14 protein-coding genes are annotated in these 21,675 nt (G+C 65.2%); 6 read left to right on the top strand and 8 right to left on the bottom strand.

Features of this window, described 5'->3' with window-relative positions; genetic code table 11:
* Positions 1–98 precede the first annotated feature (98 nt).
* Together AC07VU_RS24255 and AC07VU_RS24250 are read right to left on the bottom strand one after the other, a co-directional pair.
* Positions 99–1,721 carry an MFS transporter gene (locus tag AC07VU_RS24255; protein WP_053260649.1) on the bottom strand — a complete coding sequence of 541 codons (1,623 nt, stop codon included), beginning with the start codon at positions 1,719–1,721 and terminating at the stop codon, positions 99–101.
* Positions 1,722–1,926: 205 nt separating this feature from the next.
* Positions 1,927–3,573, bottom strand: a complete 1,647-nt coding sequence (locus tag AC07VU_RS24250; protein WP_495030623.1) for a GMC family oxidoreductase — start codon at positions 3,571–3,573, stop codon at positions 1,927–1,929.
* 133 nt (positions 3,574–3,706) lie between these two features.
* Here AC07VU_RS24250 and AC07VU_RS24245 point away from each other — a divergent pair, with 133 nt between their 5' ends.
* The gene (locus AC07VU_RS24245; RefSeq protein WP_009043291.1) at positions 3,707–4,600 is read left to right on the top strand and encodes a LysR family transcriptional regulator; all 894 of its coding nucleotides are present in this window, start codon (positions 3,707–3,709) and stop codon (positions 4,598–4,600) included.
* Positions 4,601–4,783: 183 nt separating this feature from the next.
* Here AC07VU_RS24245 and AC07VU_RS24240 read toward each other — a convergent pair whose 3' ends face one another.
* From AC07VU_RS24240 to AC07VU_RS24225, 4 genes are all read right to left on the bottom strand, one after another.
* Entirely contained in the window at positions 4,784–6,661 is a 1,878-nt protein-coding gene (locus AC07VU_RS24240) for a DUF3857 domain-containing transglutaminase family protein (protein ID WP_495030622.1), read from the bottom strand.
* A gap of 789 nt (positions 6,662–7,450) precedes the next feature.
* Complete coding sequence (locus tag AC07VU_RS24235) at positions 7,451–8,560, bottom strand: DNA alkylation repair protein (RefSeq protein ID WP_495030621.1); 1,110 nt, start codon at positions 8,558–8,560, stop codon at positions 7,451–7,453.
* Positions 8,561–8,697: 137 nt separating this feature from the next.
* Positions 8,698–10,521 (bottom strand): monovalent cation:proton antiporter-2 (CPA2) family protein, encoded by a 1,824-nt coding sequence (locus AC07VU_RS24230; protein ID WP_101337534.1) that lies wholly within the window; start codon positions 10,519–10,521, stop codon positions 8,698–8,700.
* Positions 10,522–10,740: 219 nt separating this feature from the next.
* Entirely contained in the window at positions 10,741–11,631 is an 891-nt protein-coding gene (locus tag AC07VU_RS24225) for a LysR family transcriptional regulator (protein WP_009043295.1), read from the bottom strand.
* Between the two features lie 169 nt (positions 11,632–11,800).
* Between AC07VU_RS24225 and AC07VU_RS24220 the strand changes: the two genes are divergently transcribed.
* The 4 genes from AC07VU_RS24220 (at position 11,801) to AC07VU_RS24205 (ending at position 17,076) form a co-directional block, all read left to right on the top strand.
* Positions 11,801–12,883: a 4-oxalomesaconate tautomerase gene (locus tag AC07VU_RS24220; RefSeq protein ID WP_495030620.1), complete on the top strand. Its 1,083-nt coding sequence runs from the start codon at positions 11,801–11,803 to the stop codon at positions 12,881–12,883.
* Between the two features lie 45 nt (positions 12,884–12,928).
* On the top strand, positions 12,929–14,251 hold the full coding sequence (gene dctA, locus AC07VU_RS24215; protein ID WP_495030619.1) for a C4-dicarboxylate transporter DctA: 1,323 nt from the start codon (positions 12,929–12,931) through the stop codon (positions 14,249–14,251).
* A 129-nt stretch (positions 14,252–14,380) separates the two neighbouring features.
* Entirely contained in the window at positions 14,381–15,685 is a 1,305-nt protein-coding gene (locus AC07VU_RS24210; RefSeq protein WP_274306414.1) for a CitMHS family transporter, read from the top strand.
* Between the two features lie 137 nt (positions 15,686–15,822).
* Positions 15,823–17,076 (top strand): OprD family porin, encoded by a 1,254-nt coding sequence (locus AC07VU_RS24205; RefSeq protein ID WP_495030618.1) that lies wholly within the window; start codon positions 15,823–15,825, stop codon positions 17,074–17,076.
* A gap of 51 nt (positions 17,077–17,127) precedes the next feature.
* Here the strand turns inward: AC07VU_RS24205 and AC07VU_RS24200 are convergent, their stop codons facing one another.
* Positions 17,128–19,080 (bottom strand): M48 family metallopeptidase, encoded by a 1,953-nt coding sequence (locus tag AC07VU_RS24200; protein ID WP_495030617.1) that lies wholly within the window; start codon positions 19,078–19,080, stop codon positions 17,128–17,130.
* 24 nt (positions 19,081–19,104) lie between these two features.
* Positions 19,105–19,701, bottom strand: coding sequence for a LemA family protein (locus AC07VU_RS24195; protein ID WP_007925037.1), 597 nt, complete (start codon positions 19,699–19,701; stop codon positions 19,105–19,107).
* Between the two features lie 276 nt (positions 19,702–19,977).
* Between AC07VU_RS24195 and AC07VU_RS24190 the strand changes: the two genes are divergently transcribed.
* Complete coding sequence (locus AC07VU_RS24190; protein ID WP_495030616.1) at positions 19,978–21,621, top strand: ABC1 kinase family protein; 1,644 nt, start codon at positions 19,978–19,980, stop codon at positions 21,619–21,621.
* Positions 21,622–21,675 lie beyond the last annotated feature (54 nt).

Genomic DNA, 21,675 nt, shown 5'->3' with positions numbered 1-21,675 from the left:
CCATGGCGCGCCGTTTTTTTTTACCAGGTCCCTTTGGCTGACGCTGAGCGCCCCAAGGCCTGCAAGCATGCTTGGGGCGCTACCGTCAGCCGGGCTTTTCAGTTCTTGTCGATATCGACGTTGCGGGTCTCGCGCAGGCAGATCAGGCCGACGAGCAGGCTGACCCCGGTGATCACCACCGGGTACCACAGGCCGTAGAAGATATCGCCGGTGTACACCACCAGGGCGAAGGACACGGTGGGCAAGAAGCCGCCGAACCAGCCGTTGCCGATGTGGTAGGGCAGGGACATGGAGGTGTAGCGGATGCGGGTCGGGAACAGCTCGACCATCAGCGCCGCCAGCGGGCCGTAGCACATGGCGGCGATCAGGATCAGCGCGACGATCAGCACCACCACCATGGTTTTGTTGACGTTCTGGGTGTCGGCCTGTTGCGGGTAGCCGGCCAGGGTCACGGCACCGCGCAGGGCCGCTTCGTCGAAACCGTCGATCTGCACGTCGCCGACGCTGACCTGCACCGGGCTGCCGGCGGGCGCGGCGACGCTGGTGTAGGGCAGGCCCTGCTTGACCAGGAAGGTCTTGACCTTGTCGCACGGGCTGTCGAAACGCGCCTTGCCCACCGGGTCGAACTGGAAGGTGCAGGTGGCGGGGTCGGCCAGCACGCTGATCGGCGCCTGGCGGCTGGCCTGGTCGATGGCCGGGTTGGCGTAGTGGGCCAGGGACTTGAAGATCGGGAAGTACAGTGCGGTGGCCAGCAGCAGGCCGACCATCAGCACCGGCTTGCGGCCGATCTTGTCCGACAGCCAGCCGAAGAAGATGAAGAACGGCGCGCCGATCACCACGCTGATGATCAGCAGCATATTGGCCAGGGCCGGGTCCATCTTGAGGAACTGGGTGAGGAAGAACAGCACGTAGAACTGCGCGGCGTAGAAGGTCACCGCCTGCCCGGCGTTGATGCTGAACAGGGCGATCAGCACCACCTTGAGGTTTTCCCATTTGCCGAAGGACTCGCGGATCGGCGCCTTGCTGGCGCGGCCTTCTTCTTTCATCTTCAGGAAGGCCGGCGACTCATGCAGGCTCAGGCGGATCCAGGTGGAAATGCCCAGCAGCACGATCGACAGCAGGAACGGCAGGCGCCAGCCCCAGACTTCGAACTGATCGCCGGTGAAGTAGCGGCAGCCCAGCACCACCAGCAGCGACAGCAGCAGGCCGAGGGTCGCGGTGGACTGGATCCAGCTGGTGTGGAAACCGCGCTTGCCCTGGGGCGCGTGCTCGGCGACGTAGGTCGCGGCGCCGCCGTATTCACCGCCCAGGGCCAGGCCCTGGAGCATGCGCAGGGCGACCAGGATGATCGGCGCGGCGATGCCGATGCTCGAGTAGGTCGGCAGCAGGCCCACGGCGAAGGTCGCCAGGCCCATGAGAATGATGGTGGCGAGGAAGGTGTACTTGCGCCCGATCATGTCCCCCAGGCGACCGAACACCAGCGCGCCGAACGGCCGCACCACGAAACCGGCGGCGAACGCCATCAGGGCGAAGATAAAGGCGGTGGTGTCGTTGACCCCGGCGAAGAACTGCTTGCTGATGACCGCCGCGAGGGCGCCGTAGAGGAAAAAGTCGTACCACTCGAACACCGTCCCCAGGGACGAGGCGAAGATGACTTTCTGGCTTTCCTGGCTGGTGGGCGCGGCGACCGCCGCGTCCATCGATTGAGCATGTTCCGACATATCGATATCCCTCACAGTGATTGTTTTTGTTGTTCCACTGTCGGCGCCAGCGTGGCGTCGCTATCTGCATCTTGTCGCTGTGCATCTGTAGGTGTAGGAGCGAGCTTGCTCGCGATAATTCCTTGAGCCTTGCACCGCCCTTCAGGTCGTTATCGCCAGCAAGCAGGCTCCTACATGGATCTCATCGTTGCTGCTTCTGTGCGGATCAGGCCGGGGTAACGCTTGGTTTTTCGGCCGCAGGGCTCCTGGTCGAGGTGGCGAGAATCAGCTCGGCGGCTTTCTCGGCGATCATAAGCGTCGGCGAGCAGGTATTGCCGGAGGTGATGTACGGCATGATCGAGGCATCGGCGATGCGCAGGCCGGGGATGCCATGCACCCGCAGCTCGGCATCGACCACCGCCTCCGGCCCCTGGCCCATGCGGCAGGTGCCCACCGGATGGAAGATGGTGGTGCCGATGCGCGCGGCGGCTTCGTGCAGTTGTTCTTCGCTGCGCAACTCGGCCCCCGGCAGGTATTCGGTCGGCTTGAAGGCTTGCAGGGCCGGCGCGGCGACGATGCGCCGGGTCAGGCGAATGGCGTCGGCGGCGACCCGCAGGTCCTCCGGGTGGCTCAGGTAGTTGGGCTGGATCAGCGGCGCCGCCTGCGGGTCGGCGGAGCGGATTTGCACCCGGCCACGGCTTTGCGGGCGCAGGTCGCAGACCGACGCGGTAAAGGCCGGGAACGCATGCAGCGGTTCGCCGAAACGCTCCAGCGACAGCGGCTGCACGTGGTATTCGAGGTTGGCCGAAGTCTGTTCCGGTCCGGAGCGGGCAAACGCCCCCAGCTGGCTCGGCGCCATGGACAGCGGGCCGCTGCGGTCGTACAGGTAGCGCAGGCCCATGCCCAGCTTGCCCCACAGGCTGCCGGCGATCTGGTTCAGGGTGCGGGCGTTTTCCAGTTTGTAGATCAGCCGCAGTTGCAGGTGGTCCTGCAGGTTGCCGCCGACCCCCGGCAGTTCGTGGGCGACGCCTATGCCCAAGCGTTGCAGCAGGGCGGCGGGGCCGATTCCCGAACGCTGCAGGATGCTCGGCGAGCCGATGGAACCGGCGCTGAGGATGATTTCGCGACGCGCCTTGAAGGTCTGTGGCTGGCCCTGGTAACGGGCGCTGAGCGCCGCCGCGCGGCCGTTTTCCAGGAGCACGCGATCGACCTCGACCCCGGTCAGCACCGTGAGATTGGGCCGCTGGCGGATCGGCTTGAGGAAGGCCTTGGCGGCATTCCAGCGCACCCCGGCTTTCTGGTTGACCTGGAAGTAACCGCAGCCTTCGTTGTCGCCGCCGTTGAAGTCGTCGACGCTGGCGATGCCGCTCTGTTCGGCGGCGCTGCGGAAGGCATCGAGGATCGGCCACGACAGGCGCTGGCGCTCGACCCGCCATTCGCCGGCGGCGCCATGGAATTGCGAGTCGCCGGCAAAGTGGTTTTCGCTTTTGCGAAACAGTGGCAGCACGTCCTGCCAGTTCCAGCCGGGGTTGCCGTCGGCGGCCCAGCGCTGATAGTCGCCGGCCTGGCCGCGCATGTAGATCATGCCGTTGATCGACGAGCAGCCGCCCAGCACCTTGCCGCGCGGGTAGCTCAGGCTGCGGCCTTGCAGGCCGGGTTCGGCTTCGGTCTTGAAGCACCAGTCGGTGCGCGGGTTGCCGATGCAGAACAGGTAGCCGACGGGGATGTGGATCCAGGGGTAGTTGTCTCGGCCACCGGCTTCCAGCAGCAGGACGCGGTGGGCCGGGTTGGCGGACAGCCGATTGGCCAGCAGGCACCCGGCAGGGCCGGCGCCGACCACTATGTAGTCGTAGGGATCAAAGGCAGGCAGCATCCATGACCTCGTTTTATCGTTCTTGTTGCGGCTCATCCTAGTTGTTAGCTTTCGTTAAAAGAATGTTAGTTTTTGCTCAGCCGCTGTGCGTTTTTAAACAGCGGCTTCCCCCCGGCATCTGCAAGGAAGAGTCATGTTCGACTGGAACGACCTGCGGTTTTTTCTCGAGCTGCAACGCAGCGGTCGCCTGCTGACCGCGGCCCAGCGGTTGAAGACCACCCACGCCACGGTGGCCCGGCATATCGAGGCGATCGAGAAAAGCCTCGGCACCGCGCTGTTCGTCCAGCATGCCCAGGGCTATGAACTGACGCCGGCCGGGGAGGCGCTGCTCAAGCACGCCGAAGCCATGGAGAACGTGGCCTTGCTGGCCCAGGAGGAAATCACCCAGTCCACGGCGCCCTTGGGCAAGATCCGCGTGGGCGTCACCGAGGGCCTGGGCATCATGTTTCTCGCCAGCCGCATGCGCGGCCTGTTCGAGCGTTATCCGGGGCTGGAGGTGGAGCTGGTGGCGGTGCCGCGTTTTGTCAGCATCCTCAACCGCGAGGCGGAAATCAGCATCCACCTGGAGCGGCCCAACGCCGACATGCTGGTGACCCGCAAGCTCACCGACTACCGCCTGGCCCTGTACGCCAGCCAGGACTACCTGGACCGCGCACCGCCCTTGCGCAGCCGCGAGGACCTGGGGCGGCATGCCTGGATCGGCTATGTCGACGACCTGCTGTTCAGCCAGGAGCTGATTTTCCTCACCAGCTTCTGCCGCAACCCCCAGGTGGTGTTCCACAGCACCAGCGTGATCGCCCAGCAACAGGCCGCGCGCTCCGGCCTGGGGATCGCCGTGCTGCCGTGCTACATGGCCGCCGGCGATCCGCAGCTGGTGCCCTTGCTGCCCGGCGAGAGCATTCAGCGCGCCTACTGGATCAGCACCCGCCGCGAGCTGCACAAGTCCGTGCGCCTGCGGGTGGTGTGGGATTACGTGGTCGAGCTGTGCGCGGCCGAGCAGGGCTTGCTGCTCGCCGAACCGGCCTGATCGCAGCAAACACTGGCGTGCCTTTGTAGGAGCGAGCTTGCTCGCGATGGCCGCGAGAACGACGCGTTCATCCAGGCGATAGGCGTCATCGTTGACGTTTATCGCGAGCAAGCTGCGCTCCTACATGGACGGCGCCGAACTTGCAGGAGCCCAGCTTGCTGGCGGTGCAGGCGCCGCTGTGGCTCAGGCTTTCTTTGTGCCCTTGAGCTGGACCAGTTGCCGCGTTTGCTCGGCGCACGCCTTGGCCTGGCTGACCATGGCGTCGAACGGCGCGCTGACGATTTCGTCATGGCTCAGCCAGCGCTTTTTCTGGCTCAGGCGGTAGTGATAGCGGTACTCGCCTTTGACCCGTTCGCTGCTCAGGTCCATGTCGAACCAGGGCGAGCGCACGTTACAGGCCTTGATGTCCTTGTCCAGCCGGGCACCGGAGAGGGTGAAGGTGTAGCGCAGGGTGTTGGCGTCGCCGATGTACAGGTCCGCCAACTGGCCGTTGCGGCGGTAGTTGACCAGGAAGTCCCAGTCGCCCTCCAGGGCCGGAGCCTTGTAGAAGTAGTTGCCGGAGATGTTTTCCAGGGGCTTGAGGTCGGTCAGGGAGGCCTTGATCCGGTAGGTCGCGGGCGCGACGAAGGCGGTCGGCTCGCGGCTGATCTGGCAGTCGCGCAGTTCCCGGGTGAAACGCTCGCACAGGCCCTGGTCGTTGCTGGCGATGCCGTTCTGGTTGTCGGAGACCATCAGCCGCATCAGCTCCATATGGCTGAACTCGATACGCGCGTTGACCCGGGCCTGGCCGTTGCTGTCGAAGTGCTCCTGCTTGTCCAGCACGAGGCTGGTGTCCGGGGTTTCCAGGGGGATGTAGTCCTCGCGCACCTGGCCCTTGGCGTCGCTGACAAAGGCCCAGCGCTCCTGGATGTCGGGCATGCTGCGGCCCGGGTCGAACACCGGGTTGGTCGGGTCCAGCCACCACACTTTGCCATCGACCTCGGCCCGCACGATGGCGTGGTTCGGCGCATGGGTGCCGGGGATCAACAGCGGCGCGACGACGTTCTCGCGGCTGACCCAGGCCGTCTCGGCCTTGATCCCGCTGGCCTTGAGCATGGCGGCCAGGAGCACTGCCAGGTCCTTGCAGTCGCCATAGCCGCGTTGCTCGATCTGCTTCAGCTCGAAGGGCAGGTAACCGCGCTCGGTGGCGCGCCAGTCGCCCAGGTAGCGGTAGTTGTCGTTGATGTGCTGCATCAGCCCGGCCACTTTCCGGGCTGGCGGCAGGTCGCGCAGGCCGGCCACGGCCTTGGCGCTGGCTGGCGGCAGGGGCGCGGCGAGGATCTGCTGGTAGCGCTGGGCCAGGGGGCCGAAATAGTCCTGCACTTCGGTGCTGCTGCCCAGCTCGACCCGCGGCACCCGCTGGATAAAGCCGATCGAGGGTTCATTGATGTAGTTGAGGAAGACCGGCGCCTTCTGCTCGATGGTCAGCTTTTTGCGGTCGCTGCTGGCGGTAAAACGGTAGTCGTCCATCTGCTCGCTGCGCCAGACGATCGGGCGCGTGGCGCGGTAGGTGATCTTGAAGCTGTCCTGGCGCACCGGCTTGGGACCGAACTGCAGCACCGAGTGGAACTGCCCCAGCAGCGGTTTGGCCGCGTAGTGCTGCTGCACGGTGTAGCTGAGCCGGGTGCCGACCCGCAGGTTGGGGAAGGCCAGGGACGTCTGTTTCTCGCGCAGGAAACCCTGTTCCGGATTCGGCGCGGTGCGCGTATCGATCTGCGCCGGCGCCAGCGCCACGGGCTTGCCGCCCGGCTGGGTGAATTCGGCCTTGCGCAGTTCGAAGCCGTCGGTTTCGGCATAACTGAAGTCGATGCGCGAGAGCATGTCCCGGCCCGCCGGGGTGAGGATGGTGTAGTGCTGGGTGGTGGTGCAGTCGCTGCTGTGGTCGGCGTTGAACTGGCATTCCATTTCGGAATCGGCGGCCAGGGCGGCTTCCGATTGCGGTTGATAGGCAGCAAAGGCTTGCCAGGAGAGCAGTCCGAGACCGGCGCAGATCAGGGGACGGTAAAGCGGAAAACGGTACATGAGCGCCTCGGGTGAATCATTGAAATCAGCCACGTCGCACCGGTCGAATCACCTGCGCCAAGGGCGTGGCTGGCGGGGGAGGCGCCAAATGATAATTTATCGCAATACGGATTTACACCATTGTCTGACAATTGATCCCGGTGAAAGGCTTGAGATAGAGCGGTTTCTTTAGAATTTTTCCAGGCTTGGGAGACGCGGGATAAAGCCAGCCACGGCGTTTTGAATGCGTCGTGGAGCACGGGGATTCTCCCCGCAGGGTATGGCTTAAGGCCATATCTGCGGCCCGTTCGAGTTCTGGTGATTGCCGGGAAGATCCAGGCATTTTTGCTGTCTGTTTTTTGCCGGGCATTCTGAAATATTTTGTTACGAGATAGGCGCTTCCCTGTAGCCGCTGCCGAAGGCTGCGCAAGGTCCGCAGGACCTCCGGCGGCCGAGAGAACACCGCGCCCCTTCGGGTCGATCGCAGCCTGCGGCAGCGGCTACAGGGTATGCCTGTAAGGCCGAGATGGAGGCAGCTTTGTGTAGCCGCTGCCGAAGGCTGCGCAAGGTCTGTAGGACCTCCGGCGGCAATGAGATCGCTGCGCCCCTTCGGGTCGATCGCAGCCTGCGGCAGCGGCTACAGGGTATGCCTGTAAGGCCGAGGTGGAGGCAGCTTTGTGTAGCCGCTGCCGAAGGCTGCGCAAGGTCCGCAGGACCTCTGGCGGCCGAGAGAACACCGCACCCCTTCGGGTCGATCGCAGCCTGCGGCAGCGGCTACAGGGGGTATGTCTGTAAGGGAGGTGGAGGTGGCTATGGGGCGGGGGGGTGGATCTCGAACGCCGTGCTGCTCAGGCGTTCGCCGTTGACCAGGATATGCAGCTCATGGCGCCCGGGATAGTGGCGGCGGGTGCTCAGTTCGCGGATGTGCTGGGCGCGGCCAAGTTGCTCCCGGGCCTTGGCCGGCAGGGTGAAGGCCTTGAGCTTGAACACCTTGGCGCGGGTGCCGCCCGAGGCCTTGACGTAGTCGATGGCGTAATCCACCACCAGGCGCTGGCTGGCGTCGGCGGTGGACTCCAGGGCAAAGGACAGGTTGATCCGTTCGCCCAGGCGAATCACCGCCGGCTCGACCTGCAGGCCATGCAGCGTCACCTGCGGCGCATGCCCGGCGCCGACGATCGCCAGCGCCCGGCGATGGCCCTGCTTGATCAGGCTGCGCAGGGCGTGGCGGGCGATCCAGGCGGTGTGCGGGTTATCCAGCGGCCAGCCTTCGAGCAACCCCAGCAGCCAGTCGGGGTGGTCCTTGCTGATGTCGTTGAGGTGGTTGGCCACCGACTTGCGCACGTACAGGCTGGGGTCGGCCTTGAGGCATTCGAGGATAGGCACAGCCAGGGTCGGGTCGGCCTGGATCCGCGCCAGGCGGAACGACCAGGGCAGGCGCGGGCGGCTGCCTTCGCTGGCCAGGCGGCGCACATGCTCGTTGTCGTCCCGGGCCCAGTCCTGCAGCACCGCCAGGGTGCGCGACAGGTCGCTGGCGAGGAACGGGCGGATGGCGAATTCCGAGGAGCCGAAGGCGGTGAAATACTTGAGCGCCGCCATCGAGCGCTCGAAGGCGTGGCCGCCGTAACTGGCCACGTAGTGCGGCAGGAACATGCAGACGAAGCGGCTGTCCAGGCGCGGCGCGAGATCGTACAGCCGTGCGAGGTTGGCATCGTAGTCCGCCGGCAGCACCGCGTGCAGGCTCTCGCTGACCCGCGCCAGGCGCTGCATCACCGACAACTCGGCGAGGCCCTTGTTCGCGTGGGCGAGAAAGCCGCGGTGGTCGAACGCCGGGTACACCGCGAGCATTTCTTCGGCGATGTGTTCCAGGCGTTCGGCGTTGAAGATTTCCTTGAGGGCGGGGGTGTTGTTGGTGGCGGTCATCGGCGTATCCATTCGGGACGGGGCGCCGGGCACTGTAGCGCAGTGGGCTGACAGATTGTGTCAGGGGTGCCCCGGCAAGCCCCGCTTCTGTAGGAGCGAGGCTTGCCCGCGAAAGGCCGCAGCGCGCGGCCCGCTGCTCAGCGCGGCGCCGGCAACACGCCTTCGGCCTGCTCGTCCTCGGCGTCCGCCTCGAACAGCCGCGCCAGCTCGGCCCGGGCTTCCTGGGCCGACTGCAGGATCTTCGCGTGGTCGTCGTAGATCGCGTGCTGGGCTTCGAGCACCTGTTCGTCGTGGGCGGTGAAGCGCTTGATCCGCGAGTCGGCCTGGGCGTGGGTCAGGCCCAGGCCGATCAGCGCCTTGCGGCTCATTTCCAGGCTGGAGTAGTAGGTTTCCCGCACCGCTTCGGCCCCCAGGTCCACCAGCTTGTGCACGTGCTGGCGGTTACGGGCGCGGGCGATGATCTTGATGTGCGGGTAGAGCTTGCGCACCACCGCCGCGGTGTTGATGTTGGTCTGCGGGTCGTCGGTGGCGATCACGAAGTACTCCGCCTCGCCGACCTTGGCCGCCTTGAGGATTTCCGCGCGCATCGGGTCGCCGTAGAACACCGGCATGCCGCCGAAGCTGCGGGTCAGCTCGATGGTGTCGACCGAGGTGTCGAGGGCCACGAAGGGGATGTTCTGCGCCCGCAGGATCCGCGCGACGATCTGGCCCATCCGGCCCATGCCGGCAATCACCACCCGTGGCGCGTCGGTTTCGATCTCGCGGTATTCGGCGGGCATCTCCACGGGCTTGGCCTTGGGCTGCAAGAAGCGCGCGCAGGCCAGGAGCAGCAGCGGGGTCACGGCCATGGACAGGGTGATGGTCAGCACCAGCAGGTCATACAGGCGCGCCTCGAACAGGCCCTGGTCGCGGCCGATCTTGAACACCACGAAGGCGAATTCGCCGCCGGCCGCCAGCACCACGCCCAGGCGCACCGCGCTCAAGCGCCCCAGGCCGCCGGCCAGGCGCCCGACCACGAACAGCAGCGGCAGCTTGATGGCGATCAGCAGCAGGGTCAGGCCCAGCACCGCGATCGGCGCGCTGAACAGCAGGCCGATATTGGCGCCCATGCCGACGCTGATGAAAAACAGCCCCAGCAGCAGGCCCTTGAAGGGTTCGATCTGCGCTTCCAGTTCGTGGCGATATTCCGAGTCTGCCAGCAGCAGGCCGGCGAGAAAGGCGCCGAGGGCCATGGACACGCCAACCATGTCCATCAGCCAGGCGGTGCCGATCACCACCAGCAAGGCAGTGGCGGTGGACACTTCCGGCAGGCCGGTGCGCGCCACTACCCGGAACACCGGGCGCAACAGGTAGCGCCCGCCGATCACCACCACGGCGATGCTGCCCAGCACTTGCAGGCCATGGCGCAGGTCTTCGGCGCTGCTGGTGTTGTGGTCGACCCCGGCCAATACCGGGACCATGGCGATCAACGGAATCGCCGCGATGTCCTGGAACAGCAGGATGGCGAAGGCCAGGCGCCCGTGGGGGCTGGTCAGCTCCTTGCGTTCGGCCAGGCTTTGCAGGCCGAAGGCGGTGGACGACAACGCCAGGCCCAGGCCCAGCACGATCGCGCTGTTGAGTGGCTGGCCAAACAGGAACAGGGCCACGCAGCCGATCACCACCCCGGTCAGCAGCACCTGGGCCAGGCCGACGCCGAACACCGCTTTGCGCATCACCCACAAGCGCCGTGGCGACAGCTCCAAGCCGATGATGAACAGCAGCAACACCACGCCCAGCTCCGACACATGGCTGATGCTCTGCGGGTTGCCCACCAGCCCCAGTACCGCCGGGCCGATGATCACCCCGGCCAGCAGGTAACCGAGCACGGCCCCCAGTTGCAGGCGCTTGGCCAGGGGAACGGTCAGCACCGCCGCGAACAGAAACACGACAGCGGCTTGCAACAGGTTGCCTTCATGGGGCATGGGCTTACTCCTGGGAAAACGGGTATTGGGTGGTGCGCGGAAAACAACGGCTGCGCCTCAGGCAACCGTTTGGCCCGCAGGTTCCATGGGGGGATGGCTGTGCAGCATAAAGTCTGGGGCCGGCGCAGTCAGCCGTTAATGGCCGATACGCCGCAGGTTGTCAGCGCAGGTTGCAGGCATTCGTGCTCTTCGATACTGGCGTGCCTGCACCATCGACCGTCAATGCGGCCATTGCTCGAGCAGGATCGACACGAACTTTTCCGCGGCGGGCGATAGCGAGGCGCCGCGGCGGTAGACCAGGCCCAGGGTGCGGTTGACCACCGGTTCGCTCAGCGGAATGCTCACCAGGGTCGGGTGGTCGGCCGCGGGCATGGCCAGGCTGGGCATGGCCGATACCCCGAGCCCGGCCTCGACCATGCCCAGCGACGTGGACAGGTGCTGCACCTCGTAGAACCACTGGGGACGCCAGCTCAGGCCGGACAGGGCGTGGTCCAGCAGCATCCGGTTGCCGCTCAGGCGGCCGACGCCGATCAGCCGGTAATCGCTGAGTTCCGACCAGGTGACCGAGGCCTTTTTCGCCAGTTCATGGTCACGCCGGCACGCCAGTACGAAGGGTTCGTTGACCAGGGGCACGAACTCGATGTCCGGGTGTTGCCCGCTCATCATGTTGATACCGAAATCCGCTTCGCCGCGCAGCACGGCTTCCAGCCCTTCATTGGCGCTGAGGTCGAGCAGGCGGATACGGATTTTCGGATAGCGCTCGTTGTAGAGACGGATCACCGACGGCAGGAAGTAGAAGGCCGCGGTGGGAATGCAGGCCAGGGTCACCTGGCCGATCTGCCGTTCCGCCAGTTCGCGGATATTGAGGATCGAGTCGTCGAAGTCATCCAGCAGGCGCCTGGCCTTGGGCAGGAAGTCCCGGCCGACGCTGGTCAGGCTGACCTTGCGCGTGGTGCGGTCGAGCAGGGCGGTGCCCAGGCCTTCCTCCAGCTTCTTGATCCGGCGGCTCAGGGCCGGCTGGGACAAGTGCAGGGCATCGGCCGCCTCGTGGAAACTTCCGAGTTCGGCGATTTTCACGAAGGATCTTATGTCCTGGAGCTCATATTCCATGTTTTTCGTCTCAAGCGAGGGCGGGAAGGCAGGCGCTGTTCACATTAAATTTTTCATGTGTGAAACGCAATAATCGCTACGATCTTTGCATTGGAAACATGATTTATTCCCTGACACTCTTGTGCCCAGAACATCAATTAACCCGATTGATTAACAAGAGTCTGTGTCCATGCAACGAATTCCTTGTGTGCTCATGCGCGGCGGTACCTCCAAGGGGCCGGTGTTTCTCGCCTGGGATCTGCCGGTGTCCATCGAACAGCGCGATGAACTGCTGCTCGACCTGATGGGCTCGGGACATGAACTGGAGATCGACGGCATTGGCGGTGGTAGCCCGCAGACCAGTAAGGTCGCGATCGTCAGCCCGTCGCTGCACCCCGAGGCCGATGTCGACTACCTGTTCGTGCAGGTGATGGTGTCCCAGCGCCGGGTCGATACGGCGCCCAACTGCGGCAACATGCTGTGCGCGGTCGGCCCCTTCGCCGTCGAGCAAGGCCTGGTCAAGGCCACGGGCGAGCAGACCCGGGTGCGGATCCGCAATCTCAATACCGGCACCTTCATCCATTCCCTGGTGCAGACGCCGGCGGGCAAGGTCAGCTACGAAGGCGATACCGCCATCGATGGCGTGCCCGGCACCGCCGCCCCTGTGCAACTGACGTTCCTCGACGCCGCGGGCAGCAAGACCGGCAGACTCTTCCCTACCGGGAACACCCGGGACCTGATCGATGGCTTACCGGTGACCTGCATCGACATGGCCATGCCGCTGCTGATCGTCGAGGCCGGTCAATTGGGCAAGCGCGGGGATGAAACCCCGGCCGAGCTGGACGCCGACAAGGACTTCCTGCGGCGGCTGGAGTCCCTGCGCTTGAAGGCGGGCCTGGCCATGGGCCTGGGCGACGTCAGTGACAAGGTGATCCCCAAGCCGGTGCTGATCTCGCCGGCGGTGGCCGGCGGCACCTTGCAGGCGCGTTACTTCATGCCGCACAGCTGCCATCGCGCGCTGGCCATCACCGGCGCCATCGGCCTGGCCACCGCCTGTGTCAGCGCGGGCAGCGTCGCCGCGCAACTGCTGGGCGACATCGGTCCCGCGCGTTTACAGCAGGTGCGCCTGGAACACCCCAGTGGCGCAATCGATATCGTATTGTCCTACTCCGGCAACCAGGGAGAGACCATTCGCGCCTCGGTGGTGCGCACCGCGCGAAGGCTGTTCTCCGGTTTCGTCTACGCCCCGGCGTCACAACGCCTGGCCGGATAGTCCTGTACCGCAGTGACAGTCGTTCGCATCAGAACAATTCTAAAAATGGGTGATGCCATGAAAGTCGTTAAATCGCTCTACTTCCAGATCATCTGTGCCGTGCTGCTGGGCGTGCTGGTCGGGCACTTCTGGGCCCAGCAGGCCATTGCCCTCAAGCCCCTGGGCGATGCCTTCATCAAGCTGGTCAAGATGATGATCGCGCCGGTGGTGTTCTGCACCATCGTCACCGGGATCGCCGGGATGAACGACAAGCGTTCCCTGGGCCGCCTCCTGAGCAAGACCCTGCTGCTGTTCCTGGCGCTGACGGTGGTCAGTCTGATCATCGGCCTGGTGGCGGTCTACCTGTTCAAGCCCGGCGCGGGCATGAACATCGACCCCACTCACCTGAGTACCCAGGGCTTGTCGCAGTACACCGAGTCGGCGGCGAAGCTGGGGGTGGTGGAGTTCTTCATGCACATCATTCCCGAGACCTTTGTCGGCGCCTTCACCAAGGGCGAAGTGCTGCCGGTGCTGTTCATCGCGGTGCTCTGCGGTTTTGCCCTGTCGTCCCTGGGCGAGCGCGGCAAGCCCGTGCTGGATGTGCTGGAAGCCGCCTCGCACATGGTGTTCAAGATCTTTTCCTACCTGATGCGCTTTGCCCCGATCGGTGCGTTCGGCGCGCTGGCCTTCACGGTCGGCCAGTACGGCATCACCTCCCTGGGCGCCCTGGCCAAGCTGATCATGACCCTCTACATCGCCTGCGGATTCTTCGTCTTCGTGGTGCTGGGGGGTATTTGTCGCGCCCATGGGTTCAGCCTGTGGAAGCTGTTGCGCTACCTGCGTGAAGAGTTCCTGGTGGTGCTGGGCACCTCATCCACCGAGCCGGTGATGCCGCGCATGCTGGAGAAGCTCCAGGCCCTGGGTTGCAAGAAAGGCGTGGTGGGCCTGGTGCTGCCCACCGGCTATTCGTTCAACCTCGATGGCACGGCCATCTACCTGTCGCTGGCGGCGATTTTCATTGCCCAGGCCTGCAACATCGACTTGAGCCTGGGGCAGGTGATCACGATGCTGGCGATCATGCTGTTGTCGTCCAAGGGCGCGGCGGGGGTGACTGGCAGCGGCTTCGTCGCCCTGGCCTCGACCCTGACGGTGATCCACGACATCCCCTTGGCGGGGCTGGCGCTGTTGATCGGCATCGACCGCTTCATGTCCGAGGCCCGGGCGCTCACCAGCCTGGCCAGCAATGCCGTGGCCACGGTGGTGATTTCGCTGTCGGAAAACGCCTGCGATCGCCAGGTGCTGCTACAGACCCTGGATGGCAAGGCGACACCCAACGCCCAGGCCAGTGACCCAGCCTGGGAGCCGGCGCAGGCCGGCAAACACCTCTAGCCGCTTGCGGCTCCCTCCATCTTCCGTTTTTGACTCCGGTTGAAACCCTCGCCAGGCCCCGCCTGGCGGGTAGGGGGCCGTGCGCCTGGGCGTCGGCCATGCTTGTCCATAACAACAAGAGAATCCCTCATGCTTGCATTACTCGGCCTGGCCATGGTGGTCGTGTTCACCTTCCTGATCATGACCAAGCGCTTGTCCCCGATCGTTGCCCTGACCCTGGTGCCCATCGTCTTCGCGGTGATCGGCGGGTTTGCCGGCAGCACCGGAAAAATGATGCTCGACGGCCTGAAAATGGTCGCCCCCTCCGCGGCGCTGCTGCTGTTCGCGATTCTGTTCTTCGGCCTGATGATCGACGCGGGCCTGTTCGACCCGTTGATCCGCAAGATCCTCAAGCGGGTCAACGGCGACCCGGTGAAGATCGCCGTCGGCACCGCGTTGCTGTCGCTGCTGGTGGCCCTGGACGGCGACGGCACCACCACCTACATGATCACCTGCGCGGCGATGCTGCCGCTGTACAAGCGCATCGGCATGAACCCGATGATCCTCGCCACCATCGCTATGCTGTCCCTGAGCATCATGAGCGGCATGACCCCCTGGGGCGGTCCGGCCACCCGGGCCATCGCCGCCCTGGGGCTGGATGCCGGCGAGTACTTCGTGCCGTTGCTGCCGACCATGATCGGCGGTGCGGCCTGGGTGGTGTTTAGCGCCTTCCTGCTGGGCCGCGCCGAGCGCAAGCGTATCGGCAACACCCAACTGCAGAGCGGTGGCGGCAACTGCTACATCAAGGCCATTGTCGAAGACTCGCCCTGCAAGCGACCGAAGCTGGCCTACGTCAACCTGTTGCTGGTGGTGGCGGTGATGGTGGCGCTGGTGATGGGCCTGATGCATTCGGCGATCCTGTTCCTGATCGGCTTCGTGCTGGCGCTGATGATCAACTACCCGCAACTGGAGATGCAGAAAGAGCGGATCCTCGCCCATTCGGGCAATGCCATGACGGTGGTGCTGCTGGTGTTCGCCGCCGGCATCTTTGCCGGGATCTTCTCCGGTACCAAGATGGTCGATGCCCTGGCGCAGACCCTGGTGGACTGGATTCCGCCGTCGTGGGGGCATCTGTTCCCGCTGGTGGTGGCCATCACCAGCATGCCGCTGACCTTCGTGCTGTCCAACGATGCCTACTACTTCGGCGTGGTGCCGATCCTCGCCAATGCCGCGGCGGCCTATGGCATCGATCCGCTGGAGATCGCCCGGGCCTCGATCCTCGGCCAGCCGGTGCACCTGATGAGCCCGCTGGTGGCCTCGACCCTGCTGCTGGTGGGGATGGTCGATCGCGACATCGGCGACTTCCAGAAAGCCACCGTCAAATGGGCGGTCCTGACCTCCCTGGTGATTACCGCCCTGGCCTTGCTGACCGGCGCGCTGACCCTGTTTTCCTGAGCCTGTTCTCCTGAGTCATCCCCCTGAACCATCAGGTGTTCCCTGGCGCGCCGGGTTCATGGCGCGCGACACCTGCACCTTGAATAACGGCACCTTAAAAAAACAACAACTCGAATAACAACAATGAGTAGTCCGATATGACCCGTTCGATCATCCCTGGGGCGTGGTTTCCTCTGGTCGCCCTGTTGCCGCTGACGACTGTCGGCGCGGCAGGCTTTGGCGACGACAGCACGCTCAAGCTGCAACTGCGCAATGTCTATTTCAACGAGAACTTCCGTGACGAGCATGGCCTGAGCGTCCGGGCGGCACGCACGGCCAAGAGCGAGCGCACGGAGTGGGCCCAGGGCCTGCTGCTGGATTTCCAGTCGGGTTTCACCCCCGGCACCCTCGGCCTGGGCGTCGACGGGCTGGCCCTGGTCGGGGTCAAGCTCGACTCGGGACGGGGCCGCAGCGGTACCGGCTTGCTGCCGGTGCATGACGACGGTCGCGCCGCCGCCGCGTTCGCCAGTGCCGGTGTCACGGCCAAGGCCAGGCTGGCCGGGACCACGCTCAAGCACGGCACCTTGCTACCGAGGAACCCGGTGCTGATCTACAACGACGCGCGACTGCTGCCGCAGACCTACCAGGGCACACAGGTCACCAGCAGCGACATCGACAACCTGACGCTCACCGCTGGCCGGCTGGATCGCTTCAAGCTGCGCGATTCCAGCGACAGCGTGCCGATCGTTGCGGACGGTTATGCCGGCGACAAGTCCGGGGACTTCACCTATGCCGGGGCCGACTACAAGCTCGGCAAGAACCTGCGCCTGAGCTACTTCTACGGCGAGCTCGAGCACTTCTACCGGCAGCACTTCGCCGGTATCCAGCACGACCTGAAGCTGGGCGCCGGCGTGCTGACCAGTGACTTGCGTTACTTCCACAGCAGCGACAGCGGTTCGGCCTACGGCGGCAACATCGACAACGATATGCTCAGCGGCCTGCTGTCCTATGCCGTGGCCGGCCATACCCTGAGTGGCGGCTATCAGGTGCTCAGCGGTGATGCCGGCTTGCCTTATATCAGCGGCGCCACGGTGTACTCGTTCAGCAACGTGGGCATTGGCAAGTTCATCGAGGAGGACGAGAAAACCTGGATGCTCGGCTATGGCTACAACTTCGCCGGGCTCGGGGTGCCGGGGCTGACGTTTTCCACCCGCTACCTGAGCGGCAGCGATGGCCAGTCAAACTCGGCGATCAAGGAATGGGAGCGCGATGCCGAACTGGCCTATGTGGTGCAGCAAGGCCGCTTCAAGGGCCTGGGGGTGAAGCTGCGCAACTATGTGTACCGCTCCGACTTCGCCCGGGGGCGCGACAGCAACCGCCTCTATTTCACCTACGAGGTCGCGCTCTGGTAAGGATGCGGTGCCTGCCCAGGCTGGCGCTGGGCAGGAATGGTTGACCAGTACTCAGAGCGTGGCGGCCTGGGGGGCGCTGGCCGATGCCTGGGAAGGCGCGGGCTCGGTGACTGCCGGGGGCAGCAGCGGCGGCATCGGGCAATCCAGCACATCGGCCACGGCGCGCATCAGCTCGGCTTCGGCCACGGTGACCTGGCCGTCGTAGCAGACGCAGCGGGCCATGGCCTGCAGCAGCGTTGGCCGTTCCTCGGGCATCAACTGGCGCAGGCGCACCAGGGCGGCATCCAGGTGTTCGAGGTCGACCTCCGCCGGTTGCGGCTGGGCGAAGGGCAGGCCGCTCCAGGCATGGGCCAGGGCCAGTTGGGCCTGCTGCGCGGTCTTTTGCCCGGCACTGGCCAGGGCGCCGAGCAGGACCGCCAGTTCTTCGCTGCGCTGGAACAGCCCCCATTTGTACTCGGGCGCCGGCAGGCCTTCGACATTGCGTTGCACGATGCGCAGCAGCGTCCACTCCAGCAGTTCGACCTGATCGTCGGCGTCGATCAGTTGCCGCAGGTTGTCCATGAACAGCTTGCAGGCTTGCTTGTCCAGCTGCTGCAGGGCCGGTATCGACAGGTCCAGCAGCGGCAGGCGCAGGTTCGGGTCGAGGGCCGCCAGTTGTTTTTGCAGGGCTTGCAGGCAACCGAAGACCTCGGTGGGGCTGTTGGCGTCCAGCTGCGCGAGTTGCCGGCTGCGCATCGAGTCGTTGGCGGACAGCAGCAGGCCATAGACCAGCGCCTGGGCGCCGGTGGTGCTGTGGGCGCTGCGCTGGAGCGCCGGGTCGAGGCTGACCAGCGTTGCCTGGGCCGCCAGCAGATGTTGCGCGTTCGGGCTGCCGATGCTGGCAATCGACTGCTTGATCGCATTCAGGTCGAACACCAGGGCGCTGGTCGCTTGCGACTGGCGGCTGAACACCCCGGAGCTGTCCAGGCCGGAGCGGGCGGGTTCGGCCGGCAGTTCGATGGCTTCGATGGTGGGCAAGCGGCCGTCCCAGCCCGGTTCCAGGCGCCGGATCCGCGCCGAGAGGGGCGGATGGGTCGCGGACTGGCCATAGACGGAGAGGGTGGCCCCTTCACTGAAATACAGGTGGCTGTATTCAGCGCTGAAGGCGCTGTCGAGTTTCGAGCTGGCGGCGTAACCGCCGATTTTTTTCAGTGCGCCGACCAGGCCGGCCGGGTTGCGGGTGAATTGCACCGCCGAGGCATCGGCGAGGAACTCGCGCTCGCGGCTGATGGCGCCCTTGATCAGGTTGCCGAAAAAAGTCCCGACCGAGCCCAGCAGGATCAGCGCCAGGCCACTCCACATCGCCAGCCCGCCGACCCGGTTTTGCGCCAGCCGGCCAGCCTGGTTGACCCCTTCGGCCATCGCCTCGCCGGTCAGGCCGATGACCAGGATGCCGTGGACAATCGCCACCAGCCGGGTGTTGAGGCGCATGTCGCCGTTGTAGATATGGCTGAACTCATGGGCGATCACCGCCTGCAGTTCCTCGCGGTTGAGCACCATGATGGCGCCGCGGGTGACCCCGATCACCGCCTCCTGTGGCGTGAAGCCGGCGGCGAAGGCATTGATCCCGGCATCGGGCAGCACGTACACCTGTGGCACCGGCGTGCCCGAGGCCAGGGCCATTTCCTCGACTACATTGAGCAGCCGTTGTTCTTCCAGACCGTCCGGGTGCAGGTTGATCAGCCGGCCACCCAGGCGCTTGGCGACCACCTTGCCGCCGGCCTTGAGTTCGGCGTGCTTGCCCATGCTGCTGCCGATCACCACCAGGAACACCACCGCGGCGATCATCGCGCTCAGGTGCCAGTCGAAGCTCGGCGACTGCTTCATCTCCTTGAGAAATTGCAGCCAGAGCAGATTCAGCGCCAGACTGGTGACGGCCACCAGACACAGCACGGCCAGGATCATCAGCACCACCAGGGTGCCGGTACGCCGTTTGGCCCGGGCCTGGTGTTCAAAAAAGTTCATCGGACCATCCAGGGTGACAGAAGGTTAGAACGCGACCTTGGGGGCTTCCTGGATCAGGGCGCTGTCGGCGAATTGCAGCAGGCTGGCATCGGCGCCATGGCCGAACAGGCCGGCCAGGATCACCGGCGGGAAACTCTGCTTGTAGCTGTTGTAATCCATCACCGTGTCGTTGAAGGCCTGGCGGGCAAAGGACACTTTGTTTTCGGTGCTGGTCAGCTCTTCGCTCAGCTGTTGCATGTTCTGCGACGCCTTGAGGTCCGGGTAGGCCTCCATGCTCAGGTTCAGCCGGCCCATGGCGCTGGACAGTACGCCTTCGGCCTGGCCCAGTTGCGCCATGTGCTGCGGGTTGCCGGGCTCGGCCGCGACGGCCTTGAGACCCGCCAGCGCGGCATTGCGCGCCGCGGTCACGGCTTCGAGGGTGTCGCGCTCGTGCTTGAGGTAGGCCTTGGCGGTTTCCACCAGGTTGGGGATCAGGTCGTAACGGCGCTTGAGCTGGACTTCGATCTGCGCGAAGGCGTTCTTGAAGCGGTTCCGGCGGGCCACCAGGCCGTTGTAGACGGTGATGACATAGATCACCAGCAGGGCCAGAACGAGCAGAATCACAATAGTTGAAACAGCCATACGGATGTCCTTATCGGCGTGCGGATTTCAGGGGGGCGCCATGGTAACCGAATTCATGGCGGGCGCAGCCATGGGCAGCCGTCGGCATGCGCTCTTCGGCAGCGCCTCGCACGCGCAGGCGCAATCGGCGCCAGCGCGTTGTGAATGATTGCCGGCCGCTGTGGTCGGACCTTGCATGGCGTGTCGTCGATCCCGGAGTCCGCGGCAGGCGCGCCACCCAACCCTGGGCCCGCCAGCCACGCCGCGGGCGTCACCTTGTGAAGGATCATCCCGACCATGCTCGAACCCACCTGGACGGCACTCAAACACCATAAGCGGGTGCATCAGATTGTCGCCGTGCTGGCGGCCTTCGGTGCCCAGGACGTTTTACTGCGCCTGGGCCTGGGGCGCCTGTTGGGCGAGTCGCCAGCCGGTGGTGAAGCGCAGCCGCAGGACTCGACGCCGCAACGGGTGCGCCTGGCCCTGGAGAAACTCGGGCCGACCTTTATCAAGCTCGGGCAGATCCTCGCCAGCCGCAGCGACATCCTGCCGCCGCACTGGATCAGCGAACTGGAGGCGTTGCACAGCGGCGCCGCGACCCTGCCCTGGAGCGAGCTGGAAGATCAGGTACGCGACGACCTGGGCTGCGAGCTGGACCAGGTGTTCGCCGAGTTCGACAGCGAGCCCCTGGCCGCGGCCTCCATCGCCCAGGTTTATCGCGCGCGCCTGCTCAGTGGCGAGGCGGTGGTGGTCAAGGTCCAGCGCCCCGGCCTGCGGCGCAAGATGAGCGCCGACCTGCAATTGCTGGAAGGCGTGGCGATGCTGGTGGAAGAGAACGCGTCCCTGGCCCATTACCAGCCACGGCAGATGGTCCGGCAACTGGCCCGGGCGATGCTCGAAGAACTGGACTTCACCCAGGAGGGGCAGCACTGCGACGCAGTGGCGGCGAATTTCGCCGAGCATCCGCAGATCGCCATTGCGCGTATCCACTGGCTGCACAGCAGCGAGCGCCTGCTGGTCCAGGAATTTTTGCCCAGTCACACGCCGCTGGAACGCCAGGCCCTGATCGAGCAGGGCCTGGACCCGAGCCTGCTGGCGCAGCGCGGGGCCCAGGCGTTCATCAAGATGCTGCTGGAGGACGGCCTGTTCCACGGCGACCCGCACCCCGGCAACCTGCGGGCCATGGACGACAATCGGGTCGGCTTTATCGACTTCGGCATGGTCGGGCGCCTCGACGAACGCCGGCGCCTGGAGGTCATGAGCTTTATGCGGGCCATGACCGAGGGCAGTACCGAAGCGCTGGTGGCGGTGCTGATCGACTGGAGCGGCGAGCAGGTGCGCGACCTGTCTGCCATCGAACAGGCCGCCCGGGAGTTCATGGGCCGACACAGCGGCAAGGCGCTGAACATGAGTGCGATGATCGAGGACTTCCTCGGCCTGATGCGCGAATACCAACTGTTGTTGCCGGCCGACCTGCTGGTGCTGTTCAAGGCGCTGATCACTGCCGATGGCGTACTCACCCGGCTCGACCCGCAACTGGACCTGATAGCCACCGCGCGCCCGGCCATCAGCAAGATGCTCAAGCAGCAATTCAGCTGGAAACTCGCCCGCCGCCTGGGCCTCGACGGCCTGGGACTGGGCCGTGGCGTCGCCGTCGAACTGCCTCAACTGACCCGCCTGCTGATCAACCGCCTGAAACATGGCGTGGTCGACCTGCGCCTCGATATGCCGGGCATCGAGCGCCTGGAAAAATCCCTGCGCCTGGCCTCCACCCGCTTGTCCCTGGCCCTGCTGATCAGCGCGCTGCTGATCGCCTTCGGCCCACAGATCGCCGCGGCCGGCCCGGCCTGGCAGGGGTTGTCGGTGGTGGGCTGGCTGGCGGCAGTGGCGACTGTGGGTGGGGTGGTGGCGTTTGTCTGGAGTTTGTTCAAGCGGTCTTGAGGGGGGAGTGGGGGATCAGGGCTTTGCCAGATCCCATTGGCACTCTTTCAACCG

The sequence above is a fragment of the Pseudomonas sp. GW821-FHT02B10 genome (assembly GCF_059421865.1).
Note: the sequence above shows the minus strand (reverse complement) of the source record. Positions and strands in the feature narration are given on the sequence as shown.

Bases quoted from the DNA above. Each gene is read 5' to 3' on its own strand.
- AC07VU_RS24255 (WP_053260649.1), bottom strand. From the start codon at position 1,721: ATGTCGGAACATGCTCAATCGATGGACGCGGCGGTCGCCGCGCCCACC.
- AC07VU_RS24250 (WP_495030623.1), bottom strand. From the start codon at position 3,573: ATGCTGCCTGCCTTTGATCCCTACGACTACATAGTGGTCGGCGCCGGC.
- AC07VU_RS24245 (WP_009043291.1), top strand. From the start codon at position 3,707: ATGTTCGACTGGAACGACCTGCGGTTTTTTCTCGAGCTGCAACGCAGC.
- AC07VU_RS24240 (WP_495030622.1), bottom strand. From the start codon at position 6,661: ATGTACCGTTTTCCGCTTTACCGTCCCCTGATCTGCGCCGGTCTCGGA.
- AC07VU_RS24235 (WP_495030621.1), bottom strand. From the start codon at position 8,560: ATGACCGCCACCAACAACACCCCCGCCCTCAAGGAAATCTTCAACGCC.
- AC07VU_RS24230 (WP_101337534.1), bottom strand. From the start codon at position 10,521: ATGCCCCATGAAGGCAACCTGTTGCAAGCCGCTGTCGTGTTTCTGTTC.
- AC07VU_RS24225 (WP_009043295.1), bottom strand. From the start codon at position 11,631: ATGGAATATGAGCTCCAGGACATAAGATCCTTCGTGAAAATCGCCGAA.
- AC07VU_RS24220 (WP_495030620.1), top strand. From the start codon at position 11,801: ATGCAACGAATTCCTTGTGTGCTCATGCGCGGCGGTACCTCCAAGGGG.
- dctA (WP_495030619.1), top strand. From the start codon at position 12,929: ATGGGTGATGCCATGAAAGTCGTTAAATCGCTCTACTTCCAGATCATC.
- AC07VU_RS24210 (WP_274306414.1), top strand. From the start codon at position 14,381: ATGCTTGCATTACTCGGCCTGGCCATGGTGGTCGTGTTCACCTTCCTG.
- AC07VU_RS24205 (WP_495030618.1), top strand. From the start codon at position 15,823: ATGACCCGTTCGATCATCCCTGGGGCGTGGTTTCCTCTGGTCGCCCTG.
- AC07VU_RS24200 (WP_495030617.1), bottom strand. From the start codon at position 19,080: ATGAACTTTTTTGAACACCAGGCCCGGGCCAAACGGCGTACCGGCACC.
- AC07VU_RS24195 (WP_007925037.1), bottom strand. From the start codon at position 19,701: ATGGCTGTTTCAACTATTGTGATTCTGCTCGTTCTGGCCCTGCTGGTG.
- AC07VU_RS24190 (WP_495030616.1), top strand. From the start codon at position 19,978: ATGCTCGAACCCACCTGGACGGCACTCAAACACCATAAGCGGGTGCAT.